At 58.9% G+C, this 11,584-nt stretch carries 11 protein-coding genes; 3 read left to right on the top strand and 8 right to left on the bottom strand.

Translation table 11 applies throughout. The features are described 5' to 3' along the window. Positions 1-5 precede the first annotated feature (5 nt). From JT51_RS02050 to JT51_RS22045, 4 genes are all read right to left on the bottom strand, one after another. The gene (locus JT51_RS02050) at positions 6-1,313 is read right to left on the bottom strand and encodes an HlyC/CorC family transporter (RefSeq protein WP_037307247.1); all 1,308 of its coding nucleotides are present in this window, start codon (positions 1,311-1,313) and stop codon (positions 6-8) included. Positions 1,314-1,376: 63 nt separating this feature from the next. Continuing rightward, the gene (locus tag JT51_RS02045; protein ID WP_037307245.1) at positions 1,377-2,333 is read right to left on the bottom strand and encodes a site-specific tyrosine recombinase XerD; all 957 of its coding nucleotides are present in this window, start codon (positions 2,331-2,333) and stop codon (positions 1,377-1,379) included. Positions 2,334-2,335: 2 nt separating this feature from the next. Next, positions 2,336-3,859 (bottom strand): hypothetical protein, encoded by a 1,524-nt coding sequence (locus JT51_RS02040; RefSeq protein ID WP_037307243.1) that lies wholly within the window; start codon positions 3,857-3,859, stop codon positions 2,336-2,338. Further along, the gene (locus JT51_RS22045) at positions 3,849-3,998 is read right to left on the bottom strand and encodes a hypothetical protein (RefSeq protein WP_200876054.1); all 150 of its coding nucleotides are present in this window, start codon (positions 3,996-3,998) and stop codon (positions 3,849-3,851) included. Before JT51_RS22045 ends, JT51_RS02040 begins: the two co-directional genes overlap by 11 nt. 79 nt (positions 3,999-4,077) lie before the next feature. Between JT51_RS22045 and JT51_RS02035 the strand changes: the two genes are divergently transcribed. Together JT51_RS02035 and aroB are read left to right on the top strand one after the other, a co-directional pair. After that, positions 4,078-4,665, top strand: coding sequence for a shikimate kinase (locus tag JT51_RS02035; RefSeq protein WP_037307242.1), 588 nt, complete (start codon positions 4,078-4,080; stop codon positions 4,663-4,665). Then, positions 4,666-5,778, top strand: a complete 1,113-nt coding sequence (gene aroB / locus JT51_RS02030) for a 3-dehydroquinate synthase (RefSeq protein ID WP_037307240.1) — start codon at positions 4,666-4,668, stop codon at positions 5,776-5,778. Here aroB and JT51_RS02025 read toward each other — a convergent pair whose 3' ends face one another. Next, on the bottom strand, positions 5,779-6,849 hold the full coding sequence (locus JT51_RS02025) for a site-2 protease family protein (protein WP_037307238.1): 1,071 nt from the start codon (positions 6,847-6,849) through the stop codon (positions 5,779-5,781). It lies immediately after the preceding gene. A gap of 18 nt (positions 6,850-6,867) precedes the next feature. Then, positions 6,868-7,380, bottom strand: coding sequence for a single-stranded DNA-binding protein (ssb, locus tag JT51_RS02020; protein ID WP_037307235.1), 513 nt, complete (start codon positions 7,378-7,380; stop codon positions 6,868-6,870). A 207-nt stretch (positions 7,381-7,587) separates the two neighbouring features. Here ssb and JT51_RS02015 point away from each other — a divergent pair, with 207 nt between their 5' ends. Further along, positions 7,588-8,166, top strand: a complete 579-nt coding sequence (locus tag JT51_RS02015; RefSeq protein WP_037307233.1) for a lytic transglycosylase domain-containing protein — start codon at positions 7,588-7,590, stop codon at positions 8,164-8,166. Here the strand turns inward: JT51_RS02015 and JT51_RS02010 are convergent. Further along, on the bottom strand, positions 8,163-9,362 hold the full coding sequence (locus tag JT51_RS02010; RefSeq protein WP_051927386.1) for an MFS transporter: 1,200 nt from the start codon (positions 9,360-9,362) through the stop codon (positions 8,163-8,165). The two genes, JT51_RS02015 and JT51_RS02010, sit on opposite strands and share 4 nt — an antisense overlap. Positions 9,363-9,490: 128 nt before the next feature. Next, a complete protein-coding gene (locus JT51_RS02005) occupies positions 9,491-11,578 on the bottom strand; it encodes an ABC transporter ATP-binding protein (RefSeq protein WP_037307231.1) in 2,088 nt (695 codons plus the stop codon). Positions 11,579-11,584 lie beyond the last annotated feature (6 nt).

Raw genomic sequence — 11,584 nt, 5'->3', positions numbered from 1 at the left:
GCTGGTTACAACGGGCGGATTTTCAGCTCGGTTATCCGGTTCCCAAGGCGGTCTGTCACCTCAAAGCGGAAGCCGTGGAAGGCAAAGACCTGACCGACCGTGGGGATCATCTGTGCCTCATGGATGACCAGACCGGCGACGGTGTTGGCCTCATCATCGGGCAGGGACCAATCCATCGCGCGGTTCACGTCGCGGATTGTCATCGCGCCTTCGACCAGAAACTGCCCGTCCTCGGTGCGTGTCACGGGAACGTCTTCGTCGATGTCAAATTCATCGGCGATCTCGCCCACGATCTCTTCAAGGATATCTTCAAGCGTGATGAGCCCGCGCAGCGAGCCGTATTCGTCAACCACCAGCGCGAAATGGCTGTGCATCCGCAGGAATTCGCGCATCTGATCGTCCAGAGTGGTGGTCTCTGGTACGAAATAGGGGTCGTTCGCCACCTTCGCGATGTCAAACTTTTGCAGTCGCCCGGTGTCACGTTCACTGCCGCCGGCATGGGCATACATGGCGCGGAACAGATCCTTTGCGTGGACAACGCCCACGATGTTTTCCTGTTCGTCCCGGAACACGGGCAGCCGGGTGTGCGGGCTTTCCAGACATTGCTGCAGGATCGCTTCTGGCGCGGCATTCGCATCAATCATCTCGATGTTTGAGCGGTGCAGCATGATCTCTTCGACCGTTCGGTCACCCAGGTCCAATGCGCCAAGAATGCGGTCGCGATCTTCTTTTTCGACCACGCCTTCGGAATGACCCAGTTGCAGGGCACCGGCAATTTCCTCGCGCACGGCAAGGATATTGCTGTCGGGGTCAATCTGGACGCCAAACAGGCGCAGCACACCGCGAACCAACAGGCGCACCGCTGCAACGACCGGCGAGAATACAGTGACCACAACGCCGATAATCGGAGCCACAAGGGCCGCGGCTTTTTCGGCATTGGTGATGGCGTAGGTTTTGGGCAGAACCTCGGCAAAGATCAGAACCAGCAGTGTCATCACCAGCGTCGCCAGCGCCACACCGCTTTCGCCGAACAGCCGCGTGAACATGGCCGTCGCCAATGAGGCGGCAAGGATGTTCACCAGATTGTTGCCCAGCAAAACCGAACCGATCAGGCGTTCATTGTCGTCGGTGATGTCCAGCGCCTTTTGCGCGCCGCGCGACCCCTTGTCGGCCTGCGCACGCAACTTGCCGCGCGATGACGCGGTCAATGCCGTTTCAGAACCCGAGAAAAAGCCCGACAGGACGAGCAAAAGCAAAATAGCGCCGGTGGTAAACCAGAATGCGCCGTCGATCAGAGAAGAAGAGGGTTCCATCGGTCCTTGGTTGTTCGTGTTGTTGCATCCGTTATGGAGGCGCGGCCCCGCCGGATCAAGGGGTTAGCCCTTATCGTTTTTGCTGTCTTTGGCCAAAGGGTGATGCTGCAACACCAACTCTGACAACCGTTCGTCCAGAACATGTGTGTAAATTTCGGTGGTTGCGACATCGGCATGGCCCAGCAATGTCTGGATCGACCGCAGATCAGCCCCATTGGCCAGCAAATGCGTGGCAAAGGCATGGCGCAAGGTGTGCGGGGTAACTTTATCCGGCGATACACCGCCGTGAACTGCCAGATCCTTGATCAGCAGAAAGAACATGTGCCGTGTCAGATGTCCGGATTTACCGCGCGAGGGGAACAGGAACCGCGAGGGATGCCCGCCATCAGCCACCAATTGTTCTTCGGCCTGATCCCGGGTTTCCAGCCAGCTGGCCAATGCCTCACGCGCAGGGGGCGACAGCGGGACCATGCGTTCTTTGCCGCCTTTGCCCAGCACCAGCAGCATACGCGGATCACCCCGCGCGGACGAAACCGGCAGCGACACCAGCTCAGTCACGCGCATCCCGGTGGCGTATAGCAGCTCCATCAAACAGGTGTTGCGTATCCGGTCCGACGGCGTCCGCCCGGTTTCGCGGGCGGCCTGCAACAGCCGGTCAACCTCGGGGACGTCCAGCGTTTTGGGCAGGCGTTTTTGTCGTCCGGGGCCTTTGATCTGAATTGCGGGATTGGCCTCGCGCCAGCCTTCCTCGAACGCGAAGCGATAGATTTGCTTGATCGCTGACAATCGCCGCGCGCGGGTGGACCGCGAAAGACCCTGTGCGTCGCAATCAATCAGATAGGCTTCGATCTGATCCCGGTCGGCCTCGGCAAATCCTGTTTTGCGACGGTCCAGCCAGGCGGCGAAATCCTTCAGGTCGCGGCCATAGGCCAGCAGGGTGTTGGTTGCGGCCCCCAATTCGGCGGCTTGTGCCTGCAAAAAGGTGGAAATCCACAAGTCCTGAGTGGCCGGGGGCGTCATGGTCAGGTGCCCTGTAAAATTAGCAGGTTCAGCGCGGCCCGGCGGGCGGTGTCTTCAAGCCCGACGCGGCGCAGCGTTGCGATTGCTGCGGTCAGGTCCACCAGATTTCCGCGCGATCCATGGGCGAAACGTTCCATGGTTTCCAGAATGGCCTCACCAAGTTGGCCGTTTTCCAGCATCGTCTCGATATCTGACGGGACGGGTGCGGCCCAGATGAACCCTTCGGCCACCGCATCCGCCAATGGCGAAGGCGAGGGCGAACGCCCCGGATCACCCTGCGCCAGAGCGGCCAGAAACTGGCTTTCCACAGATTTGTCAGGCGCAGACAGGGCGGCGGTCTCATAAAGGTCAGACAGCAGAAGAATACGCCAGCGCAGGGTTTCTGCAGTGGGGTCCTGTAATGTGATCTCAGACAACTGTTTGGCAAAAAGTTCGGCAAAGGGAACTTCCAGCCCAACTTTGCGCATCTGATCCCAGACGGGGCGCAGTGTTTTCGCGATCGCCTGAGTATTTCCAGTGTTCAATGCACCTTCGAACCGTTGAACCGCGTCGACCCTGTCCCACACCGCGCCGGACGCCGCCGGATCGCGTTCGGTATAGAGACCCAGCAATTGATTGGGGGTAATGGCACCAACACGGGTCAGACGTTCGGCGGCTTCGATCTGTGCCTTCCAGCCGGCAACATCCCGAAGGTCCGCGTTGGCAAAGGCACGGGGCAGGGGGGCCGAGGGCAGACGCTCGCCAATCGCCTCGAACAAGCGAAAGCTGAGCGGGTCCGGGTCATCCGGTTGGGGCAGGTATTCGGCCCCCTCGAACAGTTCCGGGCTGAGAAAACGATCCAGAACGGCCAGTTTCTCGGGCGGCAGGATTTCAAGCGCATGAGCGGCCTCAAGCGTCAGCGCGGCAGAGGTCCAGTCCCCGCGCCGGGCTTTGCAGAATATCTGCGCCGCGTAATCCTGCGACAGATGCGGTTGTGCGATCAACGCGGTGCAACTGCGATCTTCGTCCCCGGTCAGAAGGGTGGCATCGAACCAACGCTGAAACCGCTCGGACGTGTCGGTGGGGCCGGCCAGTTGCACAAGCGATTGCGCCGGGTCGGCCGCCCCCAGTTGCAAGAGCCGGTCAAGACGGGCCAAAAGCAGTGTTTCACCGGCGTGCGGGCCCGAAGGTGCCCGGGCCTCGGACAAAAGCAGCGTGAACAGCAGGCGTTGCATGGCAGGGTTGTATTTGACCGGCACACGATTGATCAGTTTGGCCAGACGGTTCGGATCACTGTTCTGCCACAGATCGACAGGCAAACCTGTCACCGAGGAAGACACAAGACCCAGCGGCTGGGACAGCGCCTCAAGCGGGGTGACCTCGACCTCGGGCTGAATGCCGGATTGCGATACCGGTGGTTCTAGCAATACCATACCGGGCAGGTTTGCGGGCGGGTCGTTCAGCCAGTCGATAACCGAAAGTGGTTCCTGTTGCGCCTGTGCCGAACCGGCCAAAAACAGAGCGGCAACTGCGGTTTTATTCCACATTCAGGATGACCGGCTCTCGGATTTCGTCTTGAGGTGCGGAAAAGTCCGCGCCAAAGAACGGACCCAGATAGGCATATCCTGCCAGCCCAATAAAACACAGGCAAACCAGATATAACAAGAACTTGATCAGACGACCCATTGCTCAACGCTGCCCCAATTTTCTCTTTTGCCATAGTTATAGCTAGCATTTTCCCTAAGATCACGTCATTCACGATGAAATGAGCGAAATTAAGCATAACACCAACGACTCTGACCCTGTTACGGGCTTTGAACTGCACAAAACAGTGGTTCTTGTGGGCATGATGGGGGCCGGTAAGACGGCTGTGGGCCGGGCATTGGCCGCAAAGCTGGGTGTTCCCTTCCTCGACAGCGACGCCGAGATCGAATCGGCGGCCAATATGACCATCCCCGAGATTTTCGAACGCGACGGTGAGCCGTTCTTTCGTGCCAAGGAAAGCCAGGTTATCGGGCGTTTGCTGGATGAGGAAAAAGGCATCCTGTCAACCGGTGGCGGTGCTTTTTTGGCAGACCAGAACCGCATGATGATTACAGACCGCGGCGTGTCTGTCTGGTTGCGGGCTGATCTGGAGGTGCTTTGGAACCGCGTCAAACACAAGGACACGCGCCCGTTGCTGCGGACCACCGACCCTTATGCGACTTTGCGCGCCCTGTACGAAGCCCGCGTTCCGGTTTATGCGCAGGCCGATCTGACGGCCGAGTCCGATGGTGAGACCTCGATTGAGAATATGGTGAACCGGGTGGTGGATGCGCTAATGACACGCCCAGATGTTTTGGAACGGAAATAGATGCTTCAAACCGTACATGTTGAGCTGGGCGAGCGGTCCTACGACGTGGAAATTGGCCCCGATCTGCTGAAACAATCCGGGGCGCGTATCGCACCGCTGTTACATCGGCCCAAGGTTGCCGTGCTGACAGATGAAAATGTGGCCGACTTGCATCTGGATGCGCTGCGCGACGGATTGGCCGCTGCGGGAATTCAGATGTCGTCGCTGGCTTTGCCTGCGGGCGAGGCCACCAAAAGCTGGCCGCATTTCGAACGCGCGGTTGAATGGCTGCTGGCCGAAAAGATTGAACGCCGGGACGTCGTTGTTGCCTTTGGTGGCGGAGTCATCGGCGATCTGGCGGGTTTCGCGGCGGCAACCTTGCGCCGGGGTGTGCGGTTTGTACAGATTCCGACCTCTCTGCTGGCGCAGGTCGACAGCTCTGTCGGGGGCAAAACGGGGATCAACGCGCCGCAGGGCAAGAACCTGATCGGGGCGTTTCATCAACCGTCCCTGGTGCTGGCCGATACATCGGTTCTGGGCACCATGACCCAGCGGGATTTCCTGTCAGGCTATGGTGAGGTCGTGAAATACGGGCTGCTGGGTGATGCGGCGTTTTTTGAATGGCTCGAAGCCACCGGAACGGATGTCTTTGGCGGGGACATGGCAGCACGGGTGCGCGCCGTGACCCGTTCGGTGCAGATGAAGGCCGATATCGTGGCGCGCGATGAGACCGAGCAGGGCGATCGTGCGTTGCTGAACCTCGGGCACACATTCTGCCATGCCCTGGAGGCCGCCACCGGGTATTCCGACCGTTTGCTGCATGGCGAAGGTGTGGCCATCGGATGCGCGCTGGCGTTTGAGCTGTCGTCACGTCTGGGCCTGTGCTCGCAAGAGGACCCAAGCCGCGTGCGCGCGCATCTGCGCACGATGGGGATGAAAACCGATCTGGCTGATATTCCGGGTGATCTGCCTGGGGCCGAAGCTCTGGTCGATTTGATGGCACAGGATAAAAAGGTGATCGACGGGCAGCTGAGATTTATTCTGGCGCGCGGTATCGGACAGGCCTTTGTCACCTCGGACGTCCCGCGCGAGGCCGTGTTGTCGGTGCTAGAGGACGCTCTGGCGACGGTCTGATCAACGCCCGCGAATAACCATCAGTTCACCGATGTTTTCGCGGGTGATATAGCCGACCATGCGTCCGGACGGAGTGCAGACGGCGATGGCAGGGGCCCCTTGGTGCAGCCCGTCCAGAACCATCTCAAGACCACTGGTCAATTGCACTTGCGGGATATCCGTCACCATGAGCGTGGTAGCCGGTTCAGATCGGGGGCCGTCCCCGGCCAGTGTCCTGAGCAATTGATCCCGGGTCACGAAGCCTAGCAATGTGCCATCAGGGCCCAGCATGGGAAATTCGTGCTGGGTGGTGTGAATGACAGCCTGTGCTGCCGTGGCCAAGGTGTCATCAGGGGACAGGGCGTGAAACTCGGTTATCATCGCGTCCCGCGCCAGCACCCGCCGCGCGACCGAGCGCATGGCGACTTCCTGGCTTTCCGAACTGGCGGCCACGAATACGAAAACGGCGATCAGTACCAATAGGGGGTTGCCTGCGCTAAGCCCCCAAAAGCCAAACGCCACAGCAACGATCTGCCCGCCGGTCGCCGCGATTTTGGTGGCTTTGACACGATCCATTTTCAAGCACAGTAGGGCGCGGAACACGCGTCCTCCGTCCATCGGAAAGGCCGGGATCATGTTGAAGGCGGCCAGCAGCAGATTGACATAGGCCAGTCGGTTCAGCAGCCCGTGCCCGGTGCTGTCGATCTGCCCCAGGGTCTCATAGGGCATTCCCGCCCCCAATGCGAACAGAACAACCCAAATCACGATGTTCACTGCAGGTCCGGCCAATGCGACCCAGACCTCTTGCATTGGCTTTTCCGGCATCCGTTCCAGCCGGGCCAACCCGCCAATCGGCAACAGGGTGATGTCGGGGGTTTTGATCCCATAGCGCCGCGCCATTAGTGCGTGACCGAATTCATGCGCCACGACGCAGGCGAACAGGGCCAGCACAAAGATCAGATTTTCGATTGCGGCCGGTATTCCGCCGCTGGAATAGGCGGCAAATCCAACCCAGGCCAACAACAGGAAAAAGGTGACATGGACCCTCAGTTCCGACCCTAGTAAGCGGCCGAGTGAGAAGGACCATGTCATGATGTTTCTCCGCTTCGTTTAGAACGGAATCTCGTCGTCGTCGATTCCACCGGATGCCGGGGCAGGCGCGCTGGAGGGGGCGCCGTATGGGTCGTTGCCATAGCCGCCACCGGCCTGACCGCCGCCATAGCTGCCTGATTGGCCGCCACCAAATCCACCGCCACCGCCGCCGCCTTCGCCGCGGCCATCCAACATCACGAGTGTCGAACCAAATCCCTGAAGAACTACCTCGGTGGAATAACGATCCTGGCCGGATTGGTCCTGCCATTTGCGCGTTTGCAATTGCCCTTCGACATAGATTTTCGAACCCTTGCGCAGGTATTGTTCGGCCACGCGGACAAGTCCTTCGTTGAAAATCGCAACCGAATGCCATTCCGTACGTTCGCGGCGCTCACCGGTGTTGCGGTCTTTCCAGTTTTCGGATGTGGCGATGCGCAGGTTGCAAACCTTGCCGCCGTTCTGGAACGACCGGACCTCGGGATCGCGGCCAAGATTCCCGACCAGAATGACCTTGTTGACTGAACCCGCCATAAATTTCCCCGTTCTTGACTGACTAGAATGCGCCCGAATCTGGCGCTGTGTATCTATGAGACCCTATACGGCCTGTGTCATGGTTAAAACACAGTTGATGCGGGCCACGCCGCGCAAGAAATCCCAGAGATTTCATTTACCAAGCTTTCATTTTTTACTGAAATACCTATACTCAGTCGGGTTCGTGAACGAGCGGGATAGGCATTAATGCGTTTTCTGGTTGGGTGTTTTTCTGGTTTGTGCCTCGCGCTGGTTTCGATTCCGGCTGCGTCTGACACGTTGTCTACGAAAAACCGCAGGGATATTTTTCTCAAACAATCGAAGATTCTGGATACGCGTGCGGCGACCCAGTATCGCGACTCGGAACGGTTAAAGCCGAAGACGGTCGAGCCTACGGTGACCAAGCGTTATAGCGGTAAATATCGCGGACAGTACCTGACGTTGGCCAGACAAGCGGCACGCAAGCACAACGTTCCAGAGGAACTGTTTTTGCGTCTGGTGCAGCAGGAAAGCGGCTGGAACCCCCATGCGAAATCGCACAAGGGTGCTTTGGGTCTGGCGCAGTTGATGCCGGGCACCGCGCGGTTGCTGGGTGTGAACCCACATGATCCGAAACAGAATCTGGAAGGTGGTGCGCGCTATCTGTCCTGGCAGTACCGCAAGTTCAAATCCTGGCGTCTGGCGCTGGCGGCTTATAATGCCGGGCCGAAAGCCGTTGAAAAACACGGCGGCGTGCCACCGTACAAGGAAACCCAGAACTACGTGAAGGTGATCTGGGGCGGTTAGCCTGAACTTTCCGGTTTTACGTGGCCAGTCCCGGCAAGCCTGCGAATCCGGTTTGTGGCCGCCAGGACGATCAAGGCGCAGACCATCGGCAGACATGCTGCAAGAATGGCGGTCTGAAAACTGGCAAACTGTGCGATCATCCCAACCGACGGACCAGCGACAAGCGCCCCGATAAACAGGCTGTTGACATACAGCGCATTTGCCCGCGCCATCCGCCCATTCGCAAAGTTTTGTACATAGGTCATGCTGACTCCTGCAAACAGACCATAGTATGCGCCTTCAAGCGCGGCCCCAAAGACCATGGCGGTCACCCCCGTGACCTGTGACAGCATAAGAAACGCACACAATCCAAGACCGCCCGAAAGGGTCAGCACGGACAAGGGGGCAAGACGGCGCAGCAAGGCCGGAGTAGTCAGGATCATGACGATCTCGGTCCCGGTCTTAATCGAAAAGGACAGGCCCGGCGCGTAAGCTGGCAATCCAGCCTCGCGTACATAGAACAGCGGCAGGGCACTGGTGCACAGAACATGGGCGGCGGAAAAGAGCAGACACGCGCCAACCGCCAACCATAGCGCCCGCTCAGCGTATGCTGAATCCGGTGGCGTCTTATCGGCGGCCTCGGCCCGGGCGTCGCGGGGCATCGCGTACCATCGCAGAACCGCCCAGATCAGCGCCGCCCCAAGGGCAAAGCAAAACGTCCAGCTGGCGCCCCATTGTCCAGCCACAAAGAACGCCAACGCTGGCCCCATCATCCAGCCCAGCGACGTCATCGCCCGCAGCCATGCGTTGAATGCGGTGATATCGAATCCATAGCGTTCGGCGCTGATCCGGCCAAAGCTGTACATTGTCGACAGAGAACTGCCGCTGAGGCTGAAGCCAAGAACCCCCACGGTGATCAACGTCCAGTAGGACGGCCAGATCAGCACCGATATCAGCGCGGTCATGTACCCCGCGATCGAGGCATTCACCAGCGGCGCGAAACGGTGCCCGCTGTCCAGCCGCGCAGCAAACGCACGGTTGAGCGTGACTGTCAGCAGGATCGCCAACGCGCTGTAGATGCTGATCTTCCAGGGCGGATGGCCCAGTTCCTGCACGATGTAGAACGGAATGAATGGGGCTGTCAGGCTGGCGCAGAACGAGCCGCACAAGTGCAGACCCAAAATGGCCCGTGCACGCGCGTCAGTCAAAAGTGTCATAAAGGGCTCGCTTGCAAATACTTGGCCGCCAAATTCACATCAGCAGAGCCGCAAGCGCTATCCGAGCCATGATTCAGATTTATGACACAGGGCGCCGCTTTAAATTCGGCGCCCTGTGGTCGGGGTGTTTATTCAGCCGCGATTTTGATAACCGGCTCCATGCGCGCCAAAATGTCATCGGCCAGGTGGCATTTGACCTGATGCCCCTCAGCCACGGTTTTCACGGGCGGCACGTCTTTTTCGCACAGCCCACCGGGCACTTCGGATTTCCATCGGCATCGGGTCTGGAACGGACACCCCGGAGGCGGGTTCATGGCAGACGGAATATCGCCCTCCAGAACAATATGCTGCTTTTCAACCGACGTGTCGGCGATGGGCACCGCGCTTAGCAGGGCCTCGGTATAGGGGTGATAGGGCGGGCTGAAGACCTGATCGGTGGTGCCCAGTTCGACCACATGGCCCAGATACATCACCATCACCCGGTCGCTGAGATAGCGTACGATGGACAGGTCATGGCTGATGAACAACAAAGTGGTCTTATGTTCGCGCTGAATTTCCATCAGTAGATCGGTCACCGCCGCCTGCACGGAAACGTCCAGTGCCGAAACCGGCTCATCCGCCACAACGATGCGCGCGTCGCCGGCAAAGGCGCGTGCGATACCCACACGCTGTTTCTGCCCGCCCGACAATTGCCGTGGCATTCGCTCGGCAAACGCTCGGGGTAGTTTCACCAGATCCAACAGTTCCAGCATCCGCTTTTTGCGCTCGGCCTCGGAATTGCCAACGCCAAAAATCTCGAGCGCGCGAATGATTTGACGGCCTACGGTCATCGAAGGATTCAGCGTGTCAAAGGGGTTCTGGAACACCATCTGAACCTCTCCCACAGTCTTGGCGTCGCGCTCTTCGATGGGCACGTCCTCGATATTGCGGTTATCCAGCAGGATTTGGCCGTCCGTGGCCGTCTCCAGCCCCATCAACACCTTGGCGAAAGTGGATTTGCCGCATCCGGATTCACCCACAATGGCCAGCGTTTCGGATTCATGCGCCTCAAAGCTGAGGGTTTCATTGGCTTTCACCACCTTTTTCTCACCACCACCGAACAGGGCATTCGCGGCCACCTCATAGTATTTCTTGAGGTTGTCCATCTTTAGAACGGTTTTGCCAATCTCGCCCTTTTCCTTCTTATCTGCCAGAATGATTGGCGCGTTCCAGTCGATCTCATTGAATTTCAGACACCGTGTGTGGTGACGATCATTACCCGGAACCGTGTCCATCAGGATATCCTGCGCGTCACAGCGACCTTCTTCGAAATAATCGCAGCGTGGCCCAAAGTTACAGCCCGAGGGCCGCTCATGCGGCAGTGGAAAGTTCCCCGGAATCGCCACCAACGGGCGCGAGTTCTTGTCCGCCCCGGGCAACGGGATCGACCGGAACAGCGCCTGCGTATAGGGGTGCTGCATCTCATCGAACACGTCATGGATCGAGCCGCGCTCGACCGCCTCACCCGAATACATCACGCACAGCCGGTCGCAGGTTTCCAGCACCAGACCGAGGTTGTGCGAGATAAACAGCATCGAGGTGCCATATTTCTTACCCAGATCCCTGACCAATTCGACCACGGCGGCCTCAACGGTCACGTCCAGTGCCGTTGTCGGCTCGTCCAGGATCAACAGCGCCGGTTTCGACATCAGCGCCATCGCAATGACGATCCGCTGCTGTTGACCACCGGACAACTGGTGTGGAAAGGAATTCAGCATCCGTTCGGGGTCGGGCAGGCGCACATCGGTCACAACCTCCAGCGCGCGGGCATAGGCCTCTTCGGTGCCGACCCCCTCATGGATCATCGGCACTTCCATCAGTTGCCTGCCGATCTTCATCGCCGGGTTCAGGCTGGCCATCGGCTCCTGATAGATCATGGCAATTTCGTTGCCGCGAATATCGCGCAATTCATCTGCGCTCATCTCAGCCAGATCGCGACCCTTGAATTTGATCGTACCGCCCACGACGCGGCCATTCTTGCCAAGGTCCTGCATGACACCCAACGCCACAGTCGATTTCCCGCATCCGGATTCGCCCACCAATCCGACTGCTTCGCCAGGTTGAACGCTGACCGAGAAATCCATCACTGCGGGGATTTCCCGCAGACGGGTAAAGAATGAAATCGACAGTTTGTCGATCTCAAGGATCGGGCCGTCATATTCCGCCAGTTTGTTCATCTTGCT

It is taken from the genome of Ruegeria halocynthiae, assembly GCF_000743705.1.
Lineage (GTDB): Bacteria > Pseudomonadota > Alphaproteobacteria > Rhodobacterales > Rhodobacteraceae > Ruegeria > Ruegeria halocynthiae_B.
The sequence above is the reverse complement of the archived record's forward strand: the minus strand, read 5'-3'. Positions and strand labels throughout refer to the sequence as shown.

Excerpts from the sequence above, each read along its gene's own strand:
- JT51_RS02050 (WP_037307247.1), bottom strand. The coding sequence starts at position 1,313 with ATGGAACCCTCTTCTTCTCTGATCGACGGCGCATTCTGGTTTACCACC.
- JT51_RS02045 (WP_037307245.1), bottom strand. The coding sequence starts at position 2,333 with ATGACGCCCCCGGCCACTCAGGACTTGTGGATTTCCACCTTTTTGCAG.
- JT51_RS02040 (WP_037307243.1), bottom strand. The coding sequence starts at position 3,859 with ATGTGGAATAAAACCGCAGTTGCCGCTCTGTTTTTGGCCGGTTCGGCA.
- JT51_RS22045 (WP_200876054.1), bottom strand. The coding sequence starts at position 3,998 with ATGGGTCGTCTGATCAAGTTCTTGTTATATCTGGTTTGCCTGTGTTTT.
- JT51_RS02035 (WP_037307242.1), top strand. The coding sequence starts at position 4,078 with ATGAGCGAAATTAAGCATAACACCAACGACTCTGACCCTGTTACGGGC.
- aroB (WP_037307240.1), top strand. The coding sequence starts at position 4,666 with ATGCTTCAAACCGTACATGTTGAGCTGGGCGAGCGGTCCTACGACGTG.
- JT51_RS02025 (WP_037307238.1), bottom strand. The coding sequence starts at position 6,849 with ATGACATGGTCCTTCTCACTCGGCCGCTTACTAGGGTCGGAACTGAGG.
- ssb (WP_037307235.1), bottom strand. The coding sequence starts at position 7,380 with ATGGCGGGTTCAGTCAACAAGGTCATTCTGGTCGGGAATCTTGGCCGC.
- JT51_RS02015 (WP_037307233.1), top strand. The coding sequence starts at position 7,588 with ATGCGTTTTCTGGTTGGGTGTTTTTCTGGTTTGTGCCTCGCGCTGGTT.
- JT51_RS02010 (WP_051927386.1), bottom strand. The coding sequence starts at position 9,362 with ATGACACTTTTGACTGACGCGCGTGCACGGGCCATTTTGGGTCTGCAC.
- JT51_RS02005 (WP_037307231.1), bottom strand. The coding sequence starts at position 11,578 with ATGAACAAACTGGCGGAATATGACGGCCCGATCCTTGAGATCGACAAA.